The organism is Aeromonas sp. R6-2 (genome assembly GCF_040908155.1).
In the GTDB taxonomy this organism is placed as follows: Bacteria; Pseudomonadota; Gammaproteobacteria; order Enterobacterales; family Aeromonadaceae; genus Aeromonas; species Aeromonas schubertii.
The window spans coordinates 81,541-104,942 of sequence record NZ_JBFODE010000045.1 but is presented as its reverse complement, the minus strand read 5'-3'; the positions used below and the strand labels follow the sequence as shown (position 1 = coordinate 104,942).

The following is a 23,402-nucleotide window of genomic DNA, read 5'->3' as shown; positions in this document are numbered from 1 at the left end:
GAAAAGCCCGACACTACCCCTCCCCTGTGTGGTCAGTGTGAAGCGAGCACCAGCTCGGCCCTGGCTCCCCCATCCGGACGATTGGCCAGAACCAGATCGCCGCCATGCTGGTGGGCAACTTCCCGGGCGAAGCTGAGTCCGAGGCCGCTGCTCTTTCCCTTGTCCGGACGCGGCAGCGAGTAGAAGCGCTCGAAGATGCGATCCAGGGCGTAATCGGGGATGCCTGGGCCCTGATCCTCGACCAGGAAGCGGTAACCGCTCTGGGTCGGGCCTCCCTCCAGGGTGACGGTGCTGCCGGCGGGGGCAAAGTCGAGGGCGTTGTCTAGCAGATTGCCGAGGGCTTGCTCCACCAGCAGAGGATCCCAACGCAGGGGAGCTGCGTCGGCCAGGCTCAGGACGAGGTGGACCTGTCGTGAGGCGGCCTGGGGGGCCTTGATGGCGGCCACCCGCTCGCCCAGTGCGGCGGGGGCGACCAGCTGGCGCTCTATCCCCTGCCCCGACTCGAGACGAGCCAGCTGTAGCATGCGGTCGATGAGTTGCTGCATGCGGGTGCCCTGCTCACTGATGTTGGCAAGAAAGCGCGCCGCCACCTCGGGGGGCGGTGACTCGGCCAGTATCTCGCCGGCACCGCGAATGGCGGCCAGGGGACTCTTGAGCTCATGGGTGAGCCCGTGTACGTAGCGCTCGACATAGTGCTTGCCGTCGAGCTGGCGGCGCATGGTCTCGAGGGCCCGGCCTAGGCGGTCCAGTTCGGGGGTGTAGAGGCGTGGCAGGGGGGCTGCCTCCCCCCGGGTCACGGCGCCGGCGTAGTGCTCCAGCTTGCCGATGGCACGGTTCATCCACCACACCAGCAGGGCGCCGATCAGCAGGGCGATGAGCAGCAGTTGGCCGGCGGCCCTCAGCAGCCGCCGTTCGCTGCGCTCGATGGCCGGCATCAGGGCCCGATTGGGTTTGGCCACGGTGAGCACACCGATGATCGCCTCCCCATCCCGCAGGGGGGCCGCCACATGCATCACCGAGGTGGCGGGATCGTCCGGATCGCTGCGGGTGCTGCGGGCCCCATACTCACCGCGCAGGGTGAGGTAGACGTCGTTCCAGCGTGAATAGTCCTGGCCGAGGGCCGCACCGTCCGAGTCGTAGATCACCCTGCCCAGGCGATCGGTGACATAGATGCGGTACTCCACCTGCTCCTTGAGATGCCCGTCGATGAGGGCATTGATCGGTGCCTGGTTGAGGCGGGCATAGGCCTTGGCAAGGTTGCCGTCGGTCATGTTGCCACGCTGCAGATCCTCCAGCGCCAGGGGCGCCAGCAGTTGGGCCATATCCACCAGGGTGTCTTCGGTGGCACTGCGCACGCCCGGCTTGATCTCCTGCACGAAGATCTCGAGCACGAACCAGGCGCCGAGGGCGAAGATAAGCAGGAGCCCCGCCAGGAGCTGTTGCCAGAGCCGCATTACCCCTCCAGGCTATAGCCCAGACCCCTGTGGGTCAGGATGGGGTTGAAGTCGGGGGCCTGCTCGCGCAGCTTGGCGCGCAGGGTCTTGATATGGGTATCGACGGTGCGATCCAGGCTCTCCTCGGCGTCTTGCCACACCCGTTCCATCAGTTGCTGGCGTGAGAAGACCCGCCCCGGTGCCTGCATCAGGGTCTTGAGCAGCAGGTACTCGTAACGGGTCAGCGCCAGCGGCTGGCCATGCAGGGTGATGCGGGCCCGCTCCTCGTCCAGTTGCAGACCCGCCGCGGGGGTGGGTGCACTCCCCTGGCTGCGCCTCAGTATCACCCGCACCCGGGCCGAGACCTCGCGCGGCGAGAAGGGTTTGGCCACATAGTCGTCGGCCCCGATCTCGAGGCCGATCAGGCGATCCATCTCCTCGCTGCGGGCGGTGAGGAACATCAGCGGCACCTGGCTGACGGCGCGCACCGCCTTGCACAGCTCGAAGCCACTGATATCGGGTAGCCCCACATCGAGAATAAGAAAATCGGGTGTCATCCCGGCCAGCCGCTCCAGCATGGGGCGGCCGAGGGGGAACCACTCCACCGCAAATCCCTCGGTTTGCAGGGTGTAGATCAGGGTATCGGCGATGCTGGACTCGTCTTCCACCAGCCAAATCAGGGGTGTGTGTTGCACCTGGTCACTCCGCCAGAGAAAGGTTGGGAGCAGGTTAGCAGGAGTGGCTGCCCATGTAACGAAGGTCGTGCCGCGTGTATTGAGCAGGGAAAAGGCCCCTCACTCATCGCTGAGGAGGGGCAGGAAGATTACTCGATGTTTTGGATCTGCTCGCGCATCTGCTCGATAAGGACCTTCAGCTCGACGGCGGACTGGGTCACCTCGGCGTTGATCGACTTGGAGCCAAGGGTGTTCGACTCGCGGTTGAACTCCTGCATCATGAAGTCGAGGCGACGGCCACAGGCGCCCCCTTTTTTCAGGATCTTGCGGGTCTCGCCCATGTGCATCTCGAGGCGGTCGAGCTCTTCGGCCACGTCGATCTTCTGGGCCAGCAGCACCATCTCCTGCTCGAGGCGGGCCGGATCCAGCTCCACCTTGGCTTCGGTCAGGCGGTCGGTGAGCTTCTGGCGCTGCCACTCGATGATCTGGGGCAGCTGACCACGCACCTTGACCACCTCGACGCCGATGCCGTCGAGACGCTGCTCGATCAGGGCCTTGAGGTTGGCCCCTTCGCTGGCGCGGGCGGCGATGAAGTCGGTCAGGGTCTCGTCAAAACCGGCCATCAGGGCGGCGTTGACGGCGTCCATGTCCTGCTCGGCGGCGGCCATGACCCCGGGCCAGCGCAGCACGTCGACCGGGTTGAGCTGGCCCTGGCCCGCCTCCTTCATCACCCAGTTGGCGCTGTCGATGATGAGCCTGGCCAGCTCCTCGTTGATGTGCAGCTGGCCGGCACCGGCCTGGGCCGCTTCGAAGCGCAGGTTGCACTCCACCTTGCCGCGCTGCAGGGCATTGCGAAAGCGCTCGCGCAGCACCGGCTCGAGGCCGCGCAGTTGCTCCGGCATGCGGATATAGGTCTCGAGGTAGCGCTGGTTGACCGAACGGATCTCCCAGACGGCGGTGCCCCAGTCGCCCTTGATCTCCTTGCGGGCGTAGGCGGTCATGCTGTGGATCATGGGTGTGTCCCATCTGATGAAAAGTGCGCCGATTATAACCGGCGCCGGGCGAGGCGTCAGCCGCATTGGGCACCAGGCTGATATTTGTCGCCCGATCACGTATACTCCTCCGCCAATTCACGCCAGCCCAGAGGTCATCATGTCCCGTCCCAACGATCGCGCGCCTGCCGACGTCCGTCCGGTCACCATTACCCGCCACTTCACCAAGCACGCCGAAGGCTCTGTGCTGGTCGAGTTCGGCAACACCCGGGTGCTGTGTACCGCCAGCGTCGACACCAACGTGCCGCGTTTTCTCAAGGGCAAGGGTCAGGGCTGGGTGACCGCCGAGTACGGCATGCTGCCGCGCTCTACCCACTCGCGCATGAACCGCGAGGCCGCCTCCGGCAAGCAGGGTGGCCGCACCCTCGAGATCCAGCGCCTGATCGCCCGCTCCCTGCGTGCTGCAGTCGATCTGACCGCCCTGGGTGAGCACACCATCACGGTCGACTGCGACGTGCTGCAGGCCGACGGCGGCACCCGTACCGCCTCCATCACCGGCGCCTGCGTGGCCCTGGTCGATGCCCTGAACTGGATGGTCGGCAAAGGCATGCTCAAGCAGAGCCCGCTCAAACAGATGGTGGCCGCCGTGTCGGTCGGCATTCACGAAGGCCAGGCCATCTGCGATCTGGAATATGTGGAGGACTCGGCCGCCGAGACCGACATGAACGTGGTGATGACCGAGGACGGTCGCATGATCGAGGTGCAGGGCACCGCCGAGGGTGAGCCCTTCACCCACGAGGAGCTGCTGGCCATGCTGGCACTCGCCAAAGACGGCATCGGTCAGTTGATCGAGATGCAGAAGGCATCCCTGAAGTGATTTTCAAAACGCGGCATTGGCCGCGTTTTTTGTATCTGAAGTTTACCCCCCACAAGCAGCAATCAAGGAGCCATGATGAAAGCCTATCAGCGTCAATTTATCGAGTTTGCCCTGGAGAAACAGGTCCTGAAATTCGGTGAGTTCACCCTGAAATCCGGTCGCAAGAGCCCCTACTTCTTCAACGCCGGCCTCTTCTCCACCGGGCGTGATCTGGCCCGCCTCGGCCGCTTCTACGCCGCCGCCCTGATGGATGCCGGCATCGAGTTTGATGTCCTGTTCGGACCGGCCTACAAGGGAATCCCTATCGCCTCCGCCACTGCGGTGCAGTTGGCCGAGCAACACGACGTGGACACCCCCTGGTGCTTCAACCGCAAGGAGGCCAAAGACCACGGCGAGGGCGGCAACCTGGTCGGCAGTCCGCTGCAGGGACGCATCATGCTGGTGGACGATGTGATCACCGCCGGCACTGCCATCCGCGAGTCGATGGATCTGATCCAGGCCAACGGCGCCTCCCTGGCCGGGGTGCTGATCGCCCTGGATCGCCAGGAGAAGGGCAAGGGCGAGCTCTCCGCCATCCAGGAGGTGGAGCGTGACTACGGCGCCCATGTCATCGCCATCGTCCAGCTGGCGGATCTTATCAAGTACCTGGAAGAGAAGCCGGAGATGGCCGAACAACTGGCCGCCATGCGCGCCTACCGCGCCCAGTACGGCATCTGATCGGACGGCCCGGTTGGGCCTCTTAACCCTGTATGATGAGGGGCGCTGCGGCGCCCCGTCTTGTTTGTTCCAAGGAGCCCTCATGTCTCTGCACACCTTCGAGCGCCTGATCCGGCTGCTCGACGCCCACCAGGCCCGCTACCGGGTGGTGCATCATTCGAGCGCCGGCAAGACCGAGGAGGTAGCCAGGGTGCGCGGCACCGCTCACGGCCAGGGGGCCAAGGCGCTGGTGTGCCACGTCAAGGGGAGCGGCATCCGGTGCCATGTGCTGGCGGTGCTGCCGGCCGACTGTCAGGCCGATCTGGCGACCCTCGCCAAGGGGCTGGGCGGCAGCCGGGCGTCACTGGCCAGCCCCGCCGAGGTGGCTACTCTGACCGACTGTGTGTTCGGCGCCATCCCGCCTTTCAGCTTTCACGACGATCTGCGGCTGGTGGCCGATCCACTCCTGTTCGATCGCTTCGACGAGCTGGCCTTCAACGCCGGCGTGCTGGAGCGCTCCCTCATCCTCGCCACCGAGGACTACCGGCGCATCGCCGCCCCTTGCCTGGTTCCGTTCGCCCGTCATCCCTGACAAGAGAGGGGCCTGTGGCCCCTCTGGTTACTCCAGATTGATCGTCGTCGTTGGCGCTGCCACCGCCTGAGCCTTGAGTACGGGCCCCAGATCCAGTACATCGCCGGCCACCTCAGGGTCATCCTGATCGCTGTTGCACACCAGGGCCAGGTCATAGCTGCCCACGGCGACGAAGCCCAGCTCGTAGCGGAAGCCGCCTGCCCCGTCACTCACCACGGGGGCGCTGGCATAGAGGCCATTGTCGGCATCCGCCATGTCGGGGTAGTTGTCGTCGCTGCGCGGGGCGTAGAGGTAAACCGCCCCCTTGTCGGCCAGCAGGCCGCCGCACAGGCCGCCGGCAATGCTGCCGCTCAGGGTCGCTGCCTCGCTGTTGTTGACCAGCCGAACGCCACGGGGCTTGAGCTTGTAGTACTGCAGATGGCCCGGCAGCACCATGGAGTGGCGCAGGTCGAACTCGGTGGTGAAGCTGCTGGTGCCGTTGGCGGCGATGGTGAAGGCATCGAGTTTCAGCTCGCTGCTTGGCACCTCGAGGGGCTTGATGGTGTCGTCATCCTGCTGCACGTAGGAGTAGGGAGTGCCATCGTCAAACTGGTTGGCTGCCTCACGACCGTCGAGCACGGTCAGACGCATCTGGCTGTACTCCCCGGCGCTGACGCTCTGGCCGGCGAGCAGGTTACGGCTGGCCGAGCCCTGATACTTGAGCAGATCGATGTAGACGAACCGGGGAGAGCCGTCGGCGTTGAGGGGAATGCTCTCACCGAGCGGGGTGCAGCCGTCATCCTGGGCGGCGCTGAGGATACTCTGGCTACTCCAGGCGGTCTCGCCGCCGGCGATTGGATGGATGCTGATCCGGCTCACCGCGATGCAGACCCGCTTGGCCGAATCGACCGGTGCATCGGAGAAGGCGAGGGAGAACCTGGCATCGGAAGTTGAGCCGGAGGAGCCGCCGTCACCGCCGCCGCAGGCGGTCAGTGCGGTGGTGAGGCCGAGAAGTAACAGACGCTTCATGGGGGTCATCCTTGTTGGGGGCATCTGTTCCACTCTAGACGAAGGCGGTGGCTTGTCAGGAGGCGGTCGTCAGAGTGGGGAGCCACAACCAGAAGCAATACATTGATTTTGCAGGCAGTGGCGTCTTATGAACCTGGCCGGTAATGCGAAGGGGTTTGACGGAGAGGGTAAAGAATCGGGAGGCGTCATGCCTCCCGTTCGATCAGTCGGGTTGGCCAGCCCATCTTCTGCTGGCGCTCTACTTCCATGCGCAACTCGCTGGCGCGCAGGTAGTGCACATCGAGCCAGCCCTTGGGCAGGGCCAGGGTCAGGGCATCCTCTTCGGCCTGCAGGGTGAAGGTGGGAACCGTCCCTTGAGTGCGGCGCATGCAGAGGATGAGCGAGAGGCGCAGCAGCCGAGCCAGCCGGATCGCCTGGCGGGCGGTGACGGCACCCTGTCTCTCCAGCGGCTCCATCTTGAAGTCGTCGCGCTGGTTGAGCAGCAGGGCCGACAGCAACTTCTTCTGGGCCGGGGTAAAGCCGGGCATGTCGATGTTGTCGATGATATAGGCGGCGTGCTGGGGGGCCTTCTTGTACTCGATACAGAGGCCGATCTCATGCAGCAGGGCGGCGTAGCGCAGGATAGGGCGGCCGTAGCGGCGCGACAGGCGCCAGGCACTCTGTACCTGGGCGAAGGCCTCGACAGCGGTGTCGCGCACTCGTTCGGCGTGTTCCCGATCGAGCTGGTAGCGGTTGATCAGGCTGTTGGCGGTACGATCCCGGGCATCACAGTCGTGGCTGTTGCCGAGCAGACCGTAGATAAGTCCCTCGCGCAGGGCACCGCCGGCGAGCGTCATGCTCTCGATGCCGAGCACCTCGAACAGGGCGATCAGGATGGCGAGCCCGGAGGGGAACACGGTGAGGCGTTCGGCGGTGAGTCCCTCCAGCTGCAGTTGGTCGAGGCGGCCACAGGCGATCGCCTGCTGCATCAGCTCCTGCAGCTTGGGCAGGGTGACCCGCTCGCTCTTGCCCTGGGCCAGCATGATCTCCTGCAGGGCCTGCACCGTGCCGGAGGCACCGACACAGCTCTTCCACCCCAGCAGGCGATAGTCATTGGCCACCTCGGTGAGCACCGCCTTGGCGGCATCGATGGCCTGGGCGAAGCGCTCTGTGGAGAGCTGGCCGTCGCCGAAGTGGTTGCTCAGCCAGGTGACGCAGCCCATGTGCAGGCTGCTCAGCAGCTTGGCCTCGCTCTGCTCGCCGATCACCAGCTCGGTGCTGGCACCGCCGATGTCGATGACCAGGCGGTTACCCTCCCCGGCCGATGTCCAGGAGACCCCCTCATAGATGGTCTTGGCCTCCTCCTCACCCGAGATGATCTCGATGCCGTGGTTAAGCACCCGCTCCGCCTCGGCGAGAAACTCCTCCACGTTGGTGGCGAGCCGCAGGGTGGCGGTGCCGACCACGCGAATATTCTCGGGCGGGATGTCCTGTAACTGTTCGGAGAAGAGGCGCAGGCAATCCCAACCACGCTCCATGGCGGTTCGGCTGAGGCGAAAATGCTCGTCGAGGCCGGAGGCCAGGCGCACCTTGCGCTTGACCTTGGCCACGGTACGCAGGGCGCCGGCGACCTCGCGCACCACCAGCATATGAAAGCTGTTGGAGCCGAGGTCGATGGCTGCGTAGAGGGGGGTACTGCTCACTGCCAGTCTCAGTGACGCTTGGGTGGACGGCGACGGTTGCCACCGCCTCCCTGGCGATCGCGCATGTTGCGGTTCACCGGCGGACGGTTGCGTTGTACCCGGCGCGGCGGGGTCACGTCACCCAGCAGGGCCTCGCGGTCATACTTGCTGACCGGGATCGGGTGACGGATGTACTCCTCGATGGCCGGCAGGTTGAAGGCATAGTCTTCACAGGCCAGGCTGATGGAGTGACCGCTCTTGCCGGCACGGCCGGTACGGCCGATGCGGTGGACGTAGTCCTCGCAGTCGTCGGGCAGGTCGTAGTTGAAGACGTGGGTCACATCCGGGATGTGCAGGCCACGGGCGGCCACGTCGGTGGCAACCAGGATATCCAGCTTGCCCTGGGTGAATTCTTCCAGGATCTTGAGGCGCTTCTTCTGCGGCACGTCACCGGTCAGCAGACCGACCCGATGGCCATCGGATTCCAGCCAGGCGTGCACATCTTCACAGCAGTGCTTGGTGTTGGCGAAGACGATCGCTTTATCCGGCCACTCCTCCTCTATAAGGGTGAGCAGCAGCAGCATCTTGTCTTCGTTGGAGGGGTAGAAGAGCTCCTCCTTGATGCGCACCCCCGTCATCTGCTCCGGCTCTACCTGCACATGACGCGGGTTGGTCATGTGTTCGTAGGCCAGCTCCTGCACCCGCAGGGAGAGGGTGGCGGAGAACAGCATGTTGAGGCGGTCGGCGGCGGCCGGCATACGGCGGAACAGGAAGCGGATGTCCTTGATGAAGCCGAGATCGAACATGCGATCCGCTTCGTCCAGTACCACCACCTGGATGTTGGCCAGATCGATCACCTTGGACTTGTAGTAGTCGATGATGCGACCCGTGGTGCCGATCAGGATGTCGACACCCTGCTCCAGTACGGCCAGCTGCTTGTCATACCCTTCACCGCCATAGGCCAGGCCCAGTTTGAGGCCGGTGCTGGCGGAGATGCTTTCGGCATCCTTGTGGATCTGCACCGCCAGCTCGCGAGTCGGGGCCATGATGATGGCGCGCGGTTGGTTGATGAGGCGGGGTTTGGTCAGGGGATGGGTCAGCAGATAGTTGAAGGTGGCGGCGAGGAAAGCGATGGTTTTGCCTGTACCTGTCTGAGCCTGGCCGGCAATATCATGGCCTTCTACCAGTAGAGGCAGGGAGAGTGCCTGGATCGGTGTACAGTAGTGAAAACCCTTGGTTTCCAGACCGGCCAGCACTTCCGGCTCGAGGCCCATTTGGGCGAATTTTTCGTCAGTTAGGTGTGTTTTGCTCATGGCGGTAGGTTATCAGGTTAGGCTTGCATTAATAAACAGGATCATTTCAAATAGGGCAACTATGGCCTTTATTGGCCTCTCAATAAAGCCTTATTTACTGACTGGAGTTGGAAATGAGTGACAAAATTGTTCAGCTGAGCGATGCCAGCTTCGAGGCAGATGTTCTCAAGGCTGCGGGTCCCGTTCTGGTTGATTTTTGGGCAGAATGGTGCGGTCCGTGCAAAATGATCGCCCCGATCCTGGACGAGGTTGCTCAGGAATACGAAGGTCGCGTGACTGTCGCCAAACTGAACATCGATCACAACGCAGATACCCCGCCCAAATTTGGCATTCGCGGTATTCCGACCCTGCTGTTGTTCAAAAACGGCGAAGTGGCCGCGACCAAGGTGGGTGCGCTGTCCAAGACTCAATTGAAAGAGTTTCTGGACGCCAACATCTGATGAGATAGACAAGGAGCGCATTGCAATAATGCGCTCCTTCCGTTTCTGCCTGTAGACGCTCACCCCGATTGGTGCTAGTTTATTGTTCGTTTGCTAACCGCCTCTGCAATCCAGTCCAATCAGTAGCTACCCAGCAGACTTTCCCCACATCTTAAAACCCTTCTTACAGACCTTCATTGCTATGAATCTGACCGAATTAAAGAACACCCCTGTGTCCGAGCTCATCAAGCTGGGCGAGTCCATGGGGCTGGAAAACCTGGCTCGGGCACACAAAAAAGACATCATCTTTGCCATCCTCAAGGCCCATGCCAAGGGTGGGGAAGATATCTTCGGTGACGGCGTACTCGAAATCCTGACCGACGGCTTTGGTTTCCTGCGCAGTGCCGACGGCTCTTACCTGGCCGGCCCGGATGACATCTATGTCTCCCCGAGCCAGATCCGCCGTTTCAACCTGCGTACCGGTGACACCATTGCCGGCAAGATCCGCCCGCCGAAAGAAGGCGAGCGTTACTTTGCCCTGCTCAAGGTCGACAACATCAACTACGACCGCCCGGAAAACGCCCGCAACAAGATCCTGTTTGAGAACCTCACCCCGCTGCACGCCAACGAGCGTCTGCGTATGGAGCGCGGTAACGGCTCCACCGAGGATATCACCGCCCGTGTGCTGGATCTGGCCTCTCCGATCGGTAAGGGCCAGCGTGGCCTCATCGTCGCTCCGCCCAAGGCCGGTAAGACCATGCTGCTGCAGAACATCGCCCAGAGCATTGCTTACAACCACCCGGACTGTGAGCTGATCGTGCTGCTCATCGACGAACGTCCCGAAGAGGTGACCGAGATGCAGCGCATGGTCAAGGGTGAGGTGATCGCCTCCACCTTCGACGAGCCGGCTGCACGCCACGTTCAGGTTGCCGAGATGGTGATCGAGAAGGCCAAGCGCCTGGTTGAACACAAGAAGGATGTGGTGATCCTGCTCGACTCCATCACCCGTCTGGCCCGTGCCTACAACACCGTCATCCCCTCCTCCGGCAAGGTACTGACCGGTGGTGTGGACGCCAACGCCCTGCACCGTCCGAAGCGCTTCTTCGGTGCCGCGCGTAACGTTGAAGAAGGCGGCAGCCTGACCATCATCGCCACCGCCCTCATCGACACCGGCTCCAAGATGGACGAGGTGATCTACGAGGAGTTCAAGGGCACCGGCAACATGGAGCTGCACCTCTCCCGCAAGATCGCCGAGAAGCGTGTCTATCCGGCCATCGACATCACCCGCTCCGGCACCCGGAAGGAAGAGCTGCTCACCACTCCGGAAGAGCTGCAGAAGATGTGGATCCTGCGCAAGATTGTGCACCCCATGGGCGAGATCGACGGCATCGAGTTCCTCATCGACAAGCTGGCGATGACCAAGACCAACGACGAGTTCTTCGACGCCATGAAGCGTCAGCAGAAATAACCCGTCTCGATGACAAGCCGCGGCCCCAGTGCCGCGGTTTTTTATTTGCCCATGGAGGAGTGGCATCGCACTATAGGGGCGACAGACCAGGGAGTGGCACGGATGAAAAGGATCGGGGCAGGAGTCCTGCTGTGGCTGGTCAGCCTGATGGCCATGGCGGTGAGTGAGGTGGTGCCGGGAGATCATCTCTCCTACCTGCAGGCGCGCCTGCAGCAGGGGCAGGAGGAGGCGGTCGAGAGTCTGCTGGTCACCCTGCCCGTTGAGCAGAGTGAGCAGCTGCGTTGGCAACTGCTCGGTGCCATGGAGGGGAGCATGCGTCCCGCGGCACCGATCCGTCATTGGGTGGACCGGCAGGCCGAACGGGTACCCCTGACGCTGGCTGAGCAGACCCGCGACGGTTTCCTGGTGTCGCTTCCCCGCTATGACTACCCGGCCCGCGCCCGCTATCTGCAACATGCCTGGCGCCAGCTGGACTGGCAGGCCCAGTTTGAGGCCGAGCTGACCGCAGGCCGCTTCGAGCTTCGCTCCCTCTATCGCCTCAACAACCCCGAGGTGGAGTGGCAGCAGGCGGCCCTGTTGGCGGCGCTGAACAAGGCTCCCGCCGGTGAGGTGATCCGTCTGGCCACCGAACTGGCGCAAGAAGCACTCTATCTCCCCGACAACAGGCTGGCCTACGACCTCCTCTCCCGCACCGGTAACCGGGCCCTGTTCCTGGCCCTCTGGCGGCGTCCGGTGGATGAGAGCTCATTGCGGGCCCTCTCCCTGGTGAGCCGCTTCTATCAGGGACGGGACGCCGGCTCCCTGCTGCTGGCCGCAGCCCAGGTCCCCTCTCTCAACGGCCAGGCCATGCTGGCGCTCGGTGCCCTGCGCCCGCTGCCCGATGCCATTCGCGATTATCTCAACCGGGAGCTCGGCATCAGTGACAACGGCGTCGCGCTGGCCAAGCTGTTGCAGCCCAGGGCGGAGTCCTTGCAACTGATCCTGCTGGCCGATCGCCTGCTGCAGGAGCAGAAGTCGGGGCAGGCCGGTGTCGAGCCGGGTCGCCCCTGAGCCCCCGTCAGGGTATACTGTCAAACCCTGAATCCAACGCGGTAGCCTTATGAAATACAAGGATTTGCGCGACTTTATCGCGCAGCTCGAAGCGCGGGGCCAGCTCAAGCGGATCGGCCGCGAGATCGACCCCTATCTCGAGATGACCGAGATTTGCGACCGTACCCTGCGTGCCGGTGGCCCCGCCCTGCTGTTCGAAAACCCCAAGGGGTATCAGATGCCGGTGCTGGCCAATTTGTTCGGCACCCCGGATCGGGTCGCCATGGGCATGGGCCAGCCGGACGTCGGCGCCCTGCGCCAGGTGGGCACCTGGCTCTCCTACCTCAAGGAGCCGGAGCCACCCAAGGGATTCAGGGAGTTGATGGAGAAGCTGCCCATCTTCAAGCAGGTGCTCAACATGCCGACCAAGCGCCTCTCCTCGGCCCCCTGCCAGGAGCAGGTGCTGACCGGCGACGAGGTCGATCTCGACCGTATCCCCATCCAGCACTGCTGGCCGGGGGATGTGGCGCCCCTGGTCACCTGGGGACTCACCATCACCCGCGGCCCCTACAAGAAGCGGCAGAACCTCGGCATTTACCGCCAGCAGAAGATCGGCAAGAACAAGCTCATCATGCGTTGGCTGGATCATCGCGGTGGGGCTATCGATTTTCGCGAGTGGCAGGAGGCGCACCCGGGTGAGCGATTCCCGGTGGTGGTGGCGCTCGGTGCCGATCCCGCGACCATACTCGGTGCCGTGACGCCGGTGCCCGACACCCTCTCCGAATACGCCTTTGCCGGTCTGCTGCGCGGCAGCCGTACCGAGGTGGTCAAGGCTGTCAGCTGTGAGCTGGAGGTGCCGGCGAGCGCCGAGATCGTGCTGGAGGGCTATATCGAGCCGGGCGAGCTGGCGCCGGAAGGTCCCTATGGGGATCACACCGGCTACTACAACGAGGTGGACGAGTTCCCGGTCTTCACCATCACCCACATGACCCTGCGTAAGGATGCCATCTACCACAGCACCTACACCGGCCGTCCACCCGATGAGCCGGCGGTGCTCGGGGTGGCGCTCAACGAGGTGTTCGTGCCCCTGTTGCAGAAGCAGTTTCCCGAGATCGTTGACTTCTACCTGCCGCCGGAGGGGTGCTCCTACCGGATGGCGGTGGTGACCATCAAGAAGCGCTACCCGGGCCACGCCAAGCGGGTGATGCTGGGGGTCTGGTCCTTCCTGCGCCAGTTCATGTACACCAAGTTCGTGGTGGTGTGCGATGACGATATCAATGCCCGCGATTGGAAGGATGTGATCTGGGCCATCACCACCCGGATGGACCCGGCCCGCGACACCACCCTGATCGAGCACACGCCGATCGACTACCTGGACTTCGCCTCGCCGGTTTCGGGGCTCGGCTCCAAGATGGGGCTGGATGCCACCAACAAGTGGCCGGGAGAGACCAACCGCGAGTGGGGGGCGCCCATAGTGCAAGACTCGGCGGTGAAGCAAAAGATCGATGCGATCTGGGACGAATTGGGTATTCTCGACTAATAGCCCAACCGGGAATCGACCGGTCATCATAATGACGACATGAGCCAGGGTGGCGAGTGCCACCGAGAAAGGAAACGAATGCAACGAATCAAGTGCCGCGTAACCGAGTTACGCGAAGTGGTAGAGACCATCTGGCAGGTGGGCCTGACACCTGCCGACGCGATCACCTTCAAGCCGGGCCAGTATCTGCTGGTGGTGATGAGCGACTCGGACAAGCGCCCCTTCTCCATCGCCAATGGGCCGGGCCGTCCTGGCCTCGAGCTGCAGATCGGTGCCACCCCGGAAAATGCCTATGCCGGTCAGGTACTGGCTCGCATGCGCGAGCAGGGGGAGATCGAGGTCGAGCTGGCGGCGGGCAAGGCCTTCCTGCGGGAAGAGTCGCCCCGCCCTCTGCTGCTGATGGCGGGCGGTACCGGTTACTCCTATGTGCGCAGTATATTGCAACAACTGATCGACGGCGGCAGTCAGCGTCCCGTGTTCGTTTACTGGGGGGTGCGTCAGGCCCACTGGCTCTATGAACTCGACGAGATGCGCGCCCTCGAGCAGCGTTATGCGCCGCTCACCTTTATCCCCGTGGTACAGGAGCCCGATCCGCAGTGGCAGGGCCGCACCGGACTGGTGCACAAGGCGATCATGGATGACTTCGTCAGTCTGCACGACTACGACATCTATGTGGCGGGGCGCTTCGAGATGGCCGGTGCTGCGCGCGAGGAGTTCAAGCTGCTCGGCGCCGAGCCGGAGCGCATCTTCGGTGATGCCTACGAGTTTATCTGAATAGGGTGGCTGGGGGTGATCCCGGTGACGCCAATGTATCTGTTTGAATGGGGCCGAACGGCCCCTTCTTCTTTTCTCCCTGTGATGCCTTTCTCTCCCTATGCGTTATCCGCTTGCATTCTATTGATAATCAACACTATTGTGTCTCACTTGGAGCAGAGTTCAGAGCAGGGAGGCGGCGGTGACGGAGGGTTCGGAATGGCTGACCCTGGCCCAGGTTGAGGAAGATGAGCTACGCCAACTGCGTCAGGCAGTGCGTCAACTGGAGCAGGAAAATCGCATCCTGCAGGAGCGCCTCAATGCTGCCCTGGATGGTACCGGCCTCTGTCTGTGGCAGGGGATGATCCCGACCGGTGAGCTTAAGGTCTTCAATCTACAGCACTTTAAAGCTGGTGAGATGGCACCTCACTTCGACCAGTGGCGCGCCAAGCTCCATCCCGAAGACAGTGAGCTGGCCCTCACCCGCTACTTCGATCACCTGTCGGGAGAGACGCCCTTCTACGAGGCCGAGTACCGCACCCTGGCTCCCGATGGTCGGGTGACCTGGCTGTGGGACCGGGGGCGGGTGGTGGAGTGGGATGGGGATGGCAAGCCGCTGCGGATCCTCGGCTCTCATATCGATATCACCCATCGCAAGGAGAACGAGCAGCGTCTGGCTCGCCAGGCCCGTCGCGATGCCCTGACCGATCTGCTCAACCGCCAGGGGTTGGCTCATGCCTTCAGTGAGACGCCGTCGCTGGCGGCGCTGCTCTTTATCGACCTCGATGACTTCAAGCTGGTGAATGACAGTCTGGGGCATGCCTGTGGTGATCGGGTATTGCAACAGATAGCCGGCTGGCTGCGTGACATCATGCCCGAATCGGCCCCGTGCGGGCGTTACGGCGGGGATGAGTTTGTGGTCTGTCTGCCGGAGGGGGTGTCGCCGGGTCCGCTGGCCGAGCGATTACTGGCACAGGTGAGCGACTATCTGCCCGATCCGGGCAGTCGCCTGACGCTGGGGATGAGTATCGGCATCGCCCGTTGGGAGGCGGAGCGCCCCCCTTTTAGGCTGGCGCTGGAGGCCGCGGACCGGGCCATGTACCTAGCCAAGGAGAGGGGCAAGCAGCGTTGGCATCAACTCTACCTGTGACGGCCTGCCCCGGGAATTACTCCCCCTTCTGGCCCAGCTGCTGCTCGAGCTGTTCCAGCTTGGCTTCCAGCGTGGCCAACTTCTCGCGAGTGCGCAGCAACACCTTGGTTTGCACGTCAAACTCTTCGCGGCTCACCAGATCGAGCTTGCCGAGCTGAGCCTGCAGAACCTGACGAATCTTCTTCTCTACCTCTTCCCCAACGCTCTTCATGCCAGGGGGCATGGCGTTGTGGATCTGCTTGGCGATCTCTTCCAATTTTTTCGGGTCAATCATGGCTGTCTCCTTGTTGCTGGTCAGCATTCTACCGCTAATGGCCCCAGCTGCCGAGCCTGTTTGATGGGCCTGGTCGGAGCGGGAGCCAACGCGGGGTGTGCTAGTCTGCGCCTCCTCCCGATGAGGGGTGCGTCGCATTTTTAAGCAAGAGTTGAGATCCGATGACGGACCAGTAGCTTCTGAGCTGTTGCTTTTATGTTAATGTGCCTGGGTGCGGGTTGGAGCCGTACCCGCCTCGTCAGGACACATTCACAATAATGAGACATGGATATGAAGAAGAAGCTGATCTTTGTTGCGGTGGCCACTGCGCTGCTGACCGCCTGTGGCGGTGGTGACGACAACAAGGGGGATACCTCCTCCTCTCTCGATTATCTGCTGACCGGCTCCACGGGTCTGCGTGCCAGTGTGCTGGCTCCCCGCGACGGTGACGGGACCCTCAAGTTCTCCACCGAAACGACGGATCTCTCCAACCCGGTGTCCGCTCTCTCCACCCTGGATGGATGGTCCACCACCCAGCCGGTGACCCTGGTCCCCATCGGGGTCGAAGGGGTGAGTGTGCCGGCTCCTTCCGGCGCCGATTTTGCCGCTGCGGTGGCCCCCCTCTATCTGTTCGAGCTGGATTTTGACAGCAGCACCATGGCGCCCAAGGGGATCAAGAAGCAACTCGTCTATGGCTCCGACTTCGTCGTGGCCGAGAGTGGCGGCAAGCTGGCCCTGGTACCGTTCAAGCCCTTCAATCCCTCCTCTTACTACATGACGGTGGCCACCAGCACCCTCAAGGACAGCCGTGGCAGTGCCCTGCGTGCCGGCGATGACTACGCCAACCTGAGAGCCAATGCGGGCAGCAGCGCCACCGAGCAGAAGCTGCACAACCTGATCGCCCTGCAGGAGGGGCTGTTCCTGCAGAAGACCGGCATTACCTCAGACAAGGTGATCTTCTCCGACTGGTTTGCCACCCAATCCGGCGCCGATGTGCTGACCGCCGTCAAGGGGGCGGCAGCCAGCATCCTGGCAAATTCCGCCACTCTGGACGCCGCCGCTCTGTGGAAGCAGGATGCCAGCGGCAATACCAGCCTGCCGGGGACCTACACCATCAACCAGATCGATGGCGGTACGGCGTTTCTGACCAAGCTGGCCGGTGAAACCTTCCTGCCCCAGGCCTCGCGTGATCAGTTGGCCCAGGTGATTGGTGCCGACCCGACTCTCTCCGGTTTGGCGGCAGCGACCAAGGTCTATAGCGGCACCGTCAGACTCCCCTATTTCCTCTCCACCCCGGCCCTGGCGGGCTCCTGGGACAAGGCCAAGGGACAATCCTGGCACGGGGCTGTCGACAGCCTCTACGCCATCGCCAACGCCCTCAAGGCGGGCGACAAGGAGGTGATTGACGGTCTGGTGGGCGCAGGTGTCAACCCCGCCGAGCTGGCCGAGTTGCTGGCCGATCCCGGCCGCTCGGCCGAACTGCTGGCCGAGGCGAGCAAGTTGATCGGGGTGACCCTCACCTCGGGTGGCAAGCCCATCGACACCCAGCACAACATAGGTCGCTTCAACCCGCTGCCGGCCCTGAGCGAGGTGCAGTCGGTGCCGATGCGCATCTTCGCCGCGGCGCCCCTGAGTGCCGTGACCGATGTGATCATCTACCAGCATGGCGTCACCTCGGTGAAGGAGAACGCCTACGCCCTGGCCCTGAGCCAGATCGGTGCCGGCCTGCAGGCTCTGCCCAGTGCCAAGAATGTAGCCATCGTGGTGATCGACCACCCGCTGCACGGTGAGCGTGGTTACGCCCTGAGCGGCAGCATGGATACGGTCACCAGCAGCAGCAACCCGACCCCCTACCTCAACCTCAGCTACCTGACCGTGGCCCGCGACAACCTCAAGCAGAGTGTCGCCGACCTGCTCGGGCTGCGTCTGGCGGTGGGGCTGGCCAACGGCAAGGGGCTGGGTACCCAGATTGGTACCCAGGGCAACCTCAAGGTGCACTTCCTGGGTCACTCCCTGGGGGCCATCACCGGCACCAATCTGCTGGCGGTGGCGAATGCGGAGCTTAACCCGCAAGTCGATCCTCTGTTCAAGTTCGACACCGGCGGCCTGGCCATGCCCGGTGGTGGCATAGCCCCCCTGCTGCTCAACTCACCGACCTTCGGGCCGACCATCCAGTACGGGATACTGACCAGCAGCTCTGCCGCACTCAAGGATGGCTTCGCCGCCTATGCCCCGAGCTGCCAGAAGGCACCGGATCCTGCCTGCTTCGTCAACGAGTTCCTGCCGAAACAGGATGCGGCGACCCGGGCTGCCGCCACCTCGACCCTGGCCAGTTACAGCTTCGCCGCCCAGTCGGTGCTCGACTCGGCCGATCCCATCAATCTGGGGGTGGGCATCAAGAGCGACCTCAAGCTGTTTGCCACCGAGATCGTGGGCGATGGTGCCCTCAAGCTGCCGGATCAGGTGATCCCCAACAGTATCGCGAGCGCTCCCCTGGGTGGCACCGAGCCTCTGCTCAAGGTGTTGGGGCTGCAGCCACTGACCGGCACCCAGGCCGGACCCATCCGCCATGTGGCACGCTTCGTCGACGGGGGCCACAGTTCGCTGCTGGCGCCGGACGGGGGTGATGACGCCGGGGCTGTGACTGCCGAGATCCAGAAGGAGTTTGCCAGCTTCTTCGTGACCGCCGGCGGGGCTGTGCAGGTGAGTGATCCCAACCTGCTCAAGCAATAAACCAAGCAGCAATGAAAGAGGCCGCCCCACGTGGGGCGGCCTCTCTTTTTTCATGGTGAGGTGTTATTCAGACTTCATATGCACCACACGCTGGGGGAAGGGGATCTCGATACCCTCGGCGTCGAAGGCCATCTTCACCCTCTCGTGGAAGTCGAACCAGACCCCCCAGTAGTCGGCGGTCTTGACCCAGGGGCGCACCACGATATTGACCGAGGAGTCGGCCAGGGCGGCGACGGCGATGGTGACGGCCGGATCTTTCAGGATGCGCGGCTCTTCATGAACCAGGCGCTCGAGGATCTGCTTGGCCTTGCGCAGGTCGGAGCCATAGCCGATGCCGAAGGTCATGTCGACCCGGCGGGTCTCCATGCGCGAGTAGTTCACTATGGTGCCGTTGAGGATGGCGGAGTTGGGGACCACCACCATCTTGTTATCGGCGGAGTTAAGGGTGGTGGTGAAGAGTTGCACCGCCTGTACCACACCACTGGTGCCGGCGACCTCGATAAACTCCCCCGCCTTGATGGGACGGAAGATGATGAGCAGGAAACCGGCGGCAAAGTTGGAGAGCGACCCTTGCAGTGCCAGGCCGATGGCCAGACCGGCGGCACCTATGATGGCCACGAAGGAGGCGGTCTGCACTCCGACCCGGCCCAGCGCCGCGATCACCACGAATATCAGGATGGCGTATTTGAGGATGCTGCCAACGAATTCGGTAATGGTGATATCCAGCTGGCGGGCCTTCATCACCCGGGTCACGCCACCGCTGATGATGTTGGCCGCGAAGTAACCCAGCAGCAGGGTAAGCAGGGCGGCCGCGATATTGACGCCATATTCGATGATCAGGGTCTGATTGTTCTGCAACCAGGTCTGGGCCTCGTTGAGGATCTCGGGTTCCATAGGGTCTCCTGTCCGTGATGGTGATGGTGATGGGCAAAGGGGTGGATTAGAGCACAAGGGTGCGACGACTACGGTCGCATATGAAACAGACAAAGAAAAGGGGGAGACCTCTGGTCTCCCCCTCGGCAATCAGCTCTGCAGCAGCTGGCTGCGAATGAAGTGCCACTGCTCCTCAAAGCCGGCGGTGGGCTTGAGCTTGAACTCGGAGCGAACAAACTGACTGATACGTCCCTCGGCGTAGGCGAGCAGCAGGTTGGCCAGCATGGTCTCGTCGAGCTGGAATCCCTGCCCCTCGCGCAGTCGCTTCTCGCGCAGCACCTGCTTGAGCTGGGTCTCCAGCTTGTCGAACAGCAGGCCGATGCGATCCCGCAGCCGGTCGTTTTCCCCCAGCAGGGCATCGCCGTTGAGGATACGGGTGATGCCCGGGTTGCGCTCGGCAAACACCAGCAGCAGTTGTAGTATGTGGCGGCAGCGCGCCATGGTGTCCTTCTCCTCGGTCAGGATCAGGTTCACCCGGGAGAGCAGGGAGTCCTCGATGAAGTCGATCAATCCCTCGAACATGCGCGCCTTGCTGGGGAAGTGCCGGTACAGGGCTGCCTCCGATACCCCGACCTCGGCGGCCAGGCGGGCCGTGGTGATGCGCTGCCCAGGACTGGTTTCCAGCATATGGGCGAGAGCCTGCAGGATCTGCTCCCGACGGCTCTGCTTGAGTTGACTGCTTGCCATAAATTCCCCTACAAAAACAATGCCTTGTCTTTATTATTTGGCGCTGCCCGGGTGTGTCTGCCGGCGGCGTTACTGGCGTCCGGAGGAGCCAAAGCCCCCCTCGCCGCGCTCGCTCTGATCAAACTCGTCGACCAGGGTAAAACTGGCCTGTACCACGGGCAGGATCACCAGCTGGGCGATGCGCTCGCCCGGTTGCATGGTGAAGCTCTCCTTGCCGCGATTCCAGACCGAGACCATCAGCTGGCCTTGATAGTCGGAATCGATGAGGCCCACCAGGTTGCCGAGCACGATGCCGTGCTTATGGCCGAGGCCGGAGCGGGGCAAGATGGTGGCGCACAGGCCCGGATCCTGGATATGGATGGCCAGGCCGGTGGGGACGAGCGTCGTCTCTCCGGGGGCCAGGGTGATGCTCTCGTCCAGCAGGGCGCGCAGGTCCATGCCGGCAGAACCCGGGGTCGCGTAGGCGGGCAGCGGAAATTCGCGGCCGATGCGGTCATCGAGGATTTTCAGTTCAATCTGTGTCGTCATGAGTGCTTGTTATCTTGGGCGCGGCGGCGCAGATAGTGTTCCGCCACCAGGGTGAGCAGGTGCCGGGCGATCGACAGCTTGTCGGCCAGTGGCAACTCGTGGCGTCCCCCCTGCCAAAACAGGGTAAGGGCGTTGTCATCGGCATTGAATCCTTGGCCGGCGCGGGACACGTCGTTGGCGGCGATCATGTCGAGCCGCTTCCGTTGCAGCTTGTCGAGGGCGTATTGTTCCACATCCACGGTTTCGGCGGCAAACCCCACGGTGAAGGGTTTATCCTCGAGGGCGCCAACCGAGGCGATGATGTCCGGGTTCTTCACCAGGGTCAGCACCATCTCCTCTTTATCGACCGTTTTCTTGATCTTCTGAGGGTGGATCTCGGCCGGCCGGTAGTCCGCCACGGCGGCGCAGCCGATAAAGATGTCGCTGCCGGCCACCTGGGCCAGCACGGCCGCATGCATCTGCCCGGCGCTCTCCACGTCGATGCGGGTGACGCCTGCCGGGGTGGCCAGGGCCACAGGTCCACTCACCAGGGTCACCTCGGCCCCCAGCTCGACCGCCGCACGGGCCAGGGCGAATCCCATCTTGCCCGAGCTGTGGTTGCTGATGTAACGCACCGGGTCGAGGGCTTCCCGGGTCGGGCCGGCGGTCAGCAGCAGACGACAACCGGCCAGGGGGCGTTCTCCCTGCAGCCGGGTCACGCAGCGCTCCACCAACTCGAGCGGGTCGAGCATGCGACCCGGCCCCACATCGCCGCATGCCTGGCTGCCCGAGTCGGGCCCCCACAACAGGATACCGCGGCTGGCCAGGGTCTTGAGGTTGGCCTGGGTGGCGGGGTTGAGATACATCTGCTGGTTCATGGCCGGCGCCAGTGCGACTGTGGCCGGGGTGGCCAGGCAGAGAGTGGTGAGCAGTTCGTCGGCCATGCCGGCGGCCATACGGGCCATCAGGTTGGCACTGGCCGGGGCGATCAGGACCAGATCGGCCCACTTGGCCAGCTCGATATGGCCCATGCCAGCCTCGGCGGCCGGGTCGAGCAGGCTGTCGGCCACCGGATGGCCCGATACCGCCTGCAGGGTCAGGGGGGTGATGAACTCCTTGGCGGAGCGGGTCATCACCACCCGCACCTCGGCCCCCTGATCTTTCAGGCGGCGCACCAGCTCGGCACTCTTGTAGGCGGCGATCCCCCCGCTGATGCCCAGCAGGATGCGTTTGTCGGCCAATCTCATGGATCTCGTTCCGGTCGTCTCAGTCACTGGTCGGCTAAGATATCACACCCCTCTGTTCGGGACAGGGGGCAAGGTCAAGTTCATGGGTGAGCAGAGAAGAGGGGGACGGGCTAAGGTTGTCTCATCCCACAGGGAGGGTGACAAATGGCTATCAAAGATTGGCCCCGGGACGAGCGCCCACGGGAGAAGCTGCTGGCCAGGGGGGCACAGGCGTTATCGGATGCCGAGCTGCTGGCGATTTTTCTGCGCACCGGAGTGAGCGGGACGGATGCGGTGACCCTGGCGCGCAACCTGTTGGGGGAGTTTGGCTCCCTGCGCGCCCTGATGGGGGCCGAGCGGCAGGCCTTTTGTCGTGGCCGTGGTCTCGGTGAGGCCAAATTTGTCCAGTTGCAGGCGGTCCTCGAGATGGCCCGGCGCCATCTGGCCGAGCGGCTGGAGCGGGGGGAGGCCCTCACCAGCCCCCAGCTGACCCGCGACTATCTGCAGGCCAGGCTCAGGGATCGTGAGCGGGAGATCTTCGCGATCCTCCTGCTCGATAATCAGCACAGGGTGATCCATGACGAAGAGTTGTTTCAGGGAACCCTGGGCAGTGCCAGCGTCTGGCCGAGAGAAATTGTGCGGATCGCGATCAAACATAATGCAGCCGCCGTGATTCTGGCGCATAATCACCCGTCCGGCGTGGCCGAGCCCAGCCGGGCCGATCGCCAGTTGACGGAACGGATCCTGGCCGCACTGGCCCTGATCGATGTGCGAGTCCTGGATCATCTGGTGATCGGTGACGGCATCACGGTTTCCTTCGCCGAGCGCGGTTGGCTCTGACAACCATGGCGCTGGGCCCCGTTTTAGTTGATCTTTGATCACAGATGCTGTATAAAATGCCGCCTTCTGTTTGCCCCGCAATCGAAGGCCAGCGGGGCAAATATTTGCTCGAGCAAGAAGTAAGATTTGGAGAGACTGACATGTCTAGAGTATGCCAAGTAACCGGCAAGCGTCCGGCTGTTGGTAACAACCGTTCGCACGCTAACAACGCTACCAAGCGTCGTTTCCTGCCGAACCTGCACACTCACCGTTTTTGGGTTGAGAGTGAAAAGCGCTTCGTAAGCCTGCGTGTTTCCGCCAAGGGCATGCGTATCATCGACAAGCGTGGCGTAGAAGTCGTTCTGGCTGAACTGCGCGCCCGCGGTGAGAAGGTATAAGGACTAAATCATGGCTAAAGGTATTCGCGAGAAGATTCGCCTGAACTCCAGCGCCGGTACTGGTCACTTCTATACCACTACCAAGAACAAGCGCACCATGCCCGAAAAGATGGAGATCAAGAAATTTGATCCGGTCGTTCGTCAGCATGTGATCTACAAGGAAGGCAAAATCAAGTAATTACTTGATCTTGCTCTCCCAAAAACCCGGCTTAGGCCGGGTTTTTTTATGGCCGCGATCCAC

The 23,402-nt window shown here is 63.0% G+C and carries 24 protein-coding genes; 13 read left to right on the top strand and 11 right to left on the bottom strand.

What is annotated here, in order from left to right; genetic code table 11:
- Positions 1-32 precede the first annotated feature (32 nt).
- From blrB to AB5Y48_RS12275, 3 genes are all read right to left on the bottom strand, one after another.
- Complete coding sequence (gene blrB, locus AB5Y48_RS12285) at positions 33-1,454, bottom strand: beta-lactam sensor histidine kinase BlrB (protein WP_368164628.1); 1,422 nt, start codon at positions 1,452-1,454, stop codon at positions 33-35.
- On the bottom strand, positions 1,454-2,128 hold the full coding sequence (blrA, locus tag AB5Y48_RS12280) for a beta-lactam response regulator transcription factor BlrA (RefSeq protein WP_060588172.1): 675 nt from the start codon (positions 2,126-2,128) through the stop codon (positions 1,454-1,456). Before blrA ends, blrB begins: the two co-directional genes overlap by 1 nt.
- A gap of 128 nt (positions 2,129-2,256) precedes the next feature.
- Positions 2,257-3,120 carry a YicC/YloC family endoribonuclease gene (locus AB5Y48_RS12275; RefSeq protein ID WP_136612587.1) on the bottom strand — a complete coding sequence of 288 codons (864 nt, stop codon included), beginning with the start codon at positions 3,118-3,120 and terminating at the stop codon, positions 2,257-2,259.
- A gap of 139 nt (positions 3,121-3,259) precedes the next feature.
- On the opposite strand from AB5Y48_RS12275, the gene rph reads away from it, so the two are divergent.
- The 3 genes from rph to AB5Y48_RS12260 all read left to right on the top strand — a co-directional run bounded on the left by rph (position 3,260) and on the right by AB5Y48_RS12260 (position 5,264).
- Complete coding sequence (rph, locus tag AB5Y48_RS12270; RefSeq protein ID WP_136612588.1) at positions 3,260-3,976, top strand: ribonuclease PH; 717 nt, start codon at positions 3,260-3,262, stop codon at positions 3,974-3,976.
- Positions 3,977-4,051: 75 nt separating this feature from the next.
- Positions 4,052-4,693, top strand: coding sequence for an orotate phosphoribosyltransferase (gene pyrE / locus AB5Y48_RS12265; protein WP_050665288.1), 642 nt, complete (start codon positions 4,052-4,054; stop codon positions 4,691-4,693).
- Positions 4,694-4,775: 82 nt separating this feature from the next.
- The gene (locus tag AB5Y48_RS12260) at positions 4,776-5,264 is read left to right on the top strand and encodes a YbaK/prolyl-tRNA synthetase associated domain-containing protein (RefSeq protein WP_368164626.1); all 489 of its coding nucleotides are present in this window, start codon (positions 4,776-4,778) and stop codon (positions 5,262-5,264) included.
- A gap of 27 nt (positions 5,265-5,291) precedes the next feature.
- Here AB5Y48_RS12260 and AB5Y48_RS12255 read toward each other — a convergent pair whose 3' ends face one another.
- From AB5Y48_RS12255 to rhlB, 3 genes are all read right to left on the bottom strand, one after another.
- Positions 5,292-6,272 carry a DUF4382 domain-containing protein gene (locus tag AB5Y48_RS12255; RefSeq protein WP_368164625.1) on the bottom strand — a complete coding sequence of 327 codons (981 nt, stop codon included), beginning with the start codon at positions 6,270-6,272 and terminating at the stop codon, positions 5,292-5,294.
- A 185-nt stretch (positions 6,273-6,457) separates the two neighbouring features.
- Entirely contained in the window at positions 6,458-7,954 is a 1,497-nt protein-coding gene (gene gppA / locus AB5Y48_RS12250) for a guanosine-5'-triphosphate,3'-diphosphate diphosphatase (protein ID WP_224162942.1), read from the bottom strand.
- 8 nt (positions 7,955-7,962) lie between these two features.
- A complete protein-coding gene (gene rhlB / locus AB5Y48_RS12245; protein ID WP_050665292.1) occupies positions 7,963-9,246 on the bottom strand; it encodes an ATP-dependent RNA helicase RhlB in 1,284 nt (427 codons plus the stop codon).
- Positions 9,247-9,359: 113 nt separating this feature from the next.
- Here rhlB and trxA point away from each other — a divergent pair, with 113 nt between their 5' ends.
- The 6 genes from trxA to AB5Y48_RS12215 all read left to right on the top strand — a co-directional run bounded on the left by trxA (position 9,360) and on the right by AB5Y48_RS12215 (position 15,605).
- A complete protein-coding gene (gene trxA, locus AB5Y48_RS12240; RefSeq protein ID WP_005349340.1) occupies positions 9,360-9,686 on the top strand; it encodes a thioredoxin TrxA in 327 nt (108 codons plus the stop codon).
- Between the two features lie 181 nt (positions 9,687-9,867).
- A complete protein-coding gene (rho, locus tag AB5Y48_RS12235) occupies positions 9,868-11,133 on the top strand; it encodes a transcription termination factor Rho (RefSeq protein WP_005349337.1) in 1,266 nt (421 codons plus the stop codon).
- Positions 11,134-11,235: 102 nt separating this feature from the next.
- Positions 11,236-12,183 (top strand): hypothetical protein, encoded by a 948-nt coding sequence (locus tag AB5Y48_RS12230; RefSeq protein ID WP_060588166.1) that lies wholly within the window; start codon positions 11,236-11,238, stop codon positions 12,181-12,183.
- Between the two features lie 49 nt (positions 12,184-12,232).
- A complete protein-coding gene (ubiD, locus tag AB5Y48_RS12225) occupies positions 12,233-13,702 on the top strand; it encodes a 4-hydroxy-3-polyprenylbenzoate decarboxylase (RefSeq protein WP_368164623.1) in 1,470 nt (489 codons plus the stop codon).
- Positions 13,703-13,780: 78 nt separating this feature from the next.
- Complete coding sequence (fre, locus tag AB5Y48_RS12220) at positions 13,781-14,476, top strand: NAD(P)H-flavin reductase (protein ID WP_060588164.1); 696 nt, start codon at positions 13,781-13,783, stop codon at positions 14,474-14,476.
- A gap of 181 nt (positions 14,477-14,657) precedes the next feature.
- Complete coding sequence (locus AB5Y48_RS12215; protein WP_144431435.1) at positions 14,658-15,605, top strand: sensor domain-containing diguanylate cyclase; 948 nt, start codon at positions 14,658-14,660, stop codon at positions 15,603-15,605.
- Positions 15,606-15,621: 16 nt separating this feature from the next.
- Here the strand turns inward: AB5Y48_RS12215 and AB5Y48_RS12210 are convergent, their stop codons facing one another.
- Positions 15,622-15,879, bottom strand: coding sequence for an accessory factor UbiK family protein (locus AB5Y48_RS12210; RefSeq protein ID WP_050665296.1), 258 nt, complete (start codon positions 15,877-15,879; stop codon positions 15,622-15,624).
- 270 nt (positions 15,880-16,149) lie between these two features.
- On the opposite strand from AB5Y48_RS12210, the gene AB5Y48_RS12205 reads away from it, so the two are divergent.
- Positions 16,150-18,591: a VolA/Pla-1 family phospholipase gene (locus tag AB5Y48_RS12205; protein ID WP_368164621.1), complete on the top strand. Its 2,442-nt coding sequence runs from the start codon at positions 16,150-16,152 to the stop codon at positions 18,589-18,591.
- 63 nt (positions 18,592-18,654) lie between these two features.
- On the opposite strand, the gene AB5Y48_RS12200 is transcribed toward AB5Y48_RS12205, so the two are convergent.
- From AB5Y48_RS12200 to coaBC, 4 genes are all read right to left on the bottom strand, one after another.
- Positions 18,655-19,485, bottom strand: coding sequence for a mechanosensitive ion channel domain-containing protein (locus AB5Y48_RS12200; protein ID WP_050665298.1), 831 nt, complete (start codon positions 19,483-19,485; stop codon positions 18,655-18,657).
- A 129-nt stretch (positions 19,486-19,614) separates the two neighbouring features.
- Positions 19,615-20,211, bottom strand: a complete 597-nt coding sequence (gene slmA, locus AB5Y48_RS12195) for a nucleoid occlusion factor SlmA (protein WP_050665299.1) — start codon at positions 20,209-20,211, stop codon at positions 19,615-19,617.
- 69 nt (positions 20,212-20,280) lie between these two features.
- Positions 20,281-20,739, bottom strand: coding sequence for a dUTP diphosphatase (dut, locus tag AB5Y48_RS12190; RefSeq protein ID WP_050665300.1), 459 nt, complete (start codon positions 20,737-20,739; stop codon positions 20,281-20,283).
- Entirely contained in the window at positions 20,736-21,965 is a 1,230-nt protein-coding gene (gene coaBC / locus AB5Y48_RS12185; protein ID WP_368164618.1) for a bifunctional phosphopantothenoylcysteine decarboxylase/phosphopantothenate--cysteine ligase CoaBC, read from the bottom strand. The genes dut and coaBC overlap by 4 nt, the downstream gene beginning before the upstream one ends.
- A 144-nt stretch (positions 21,966-22,109) precedes the next feature.
- Between coaBC and radC the strand changes: the two genes are divergently transcribed.
- The 3 genes from radC to rpmG all read left to right on the top strand — a co-directional run bounded on the left by radC (position 22,110) and on the right by rpmG (position 23,339).
- Positions 22,110-22,784 (top strand): DNA repair protein RadC, encoded by a 675-nt coding sequence (gene radC / locus AB5Y48_RS12180; RefSeq protein ID WP_050665302.1) that lies wholly within the window; start codon positions 22,110-22,112, stop codon positions 22,782-22,784.
- Positions 22,785-22,924: 140 nt separating this feature from the next.
- On the top strand, positions 22,925-23,161 hold the full coding sequence (gene rpmB / locus AB5Y48_RS12175; RefSeq protein WP_005349438.1) for a 50S ribosomal protein L28: 237 nt from the start codon (positions 22,925-22,927) through the stop codon (positions 23,159-23,161).
- A gap of 10 nt (positions 23,162-23,171) precedes the next feature.
- Positions 23,172-23,339, top strand: coding sequence for a 50S ribosomal protein L33 (rpmG, locus tag AB5Y48_RS12170; RefSeq protein ID WP_005307500.1), 168 nt, complete (start codon positions 23,172-23,174; stop codon positions 23,337-23,339).
- Positions 23,340-23,402 lie beyond the last annotated feature (63 nt).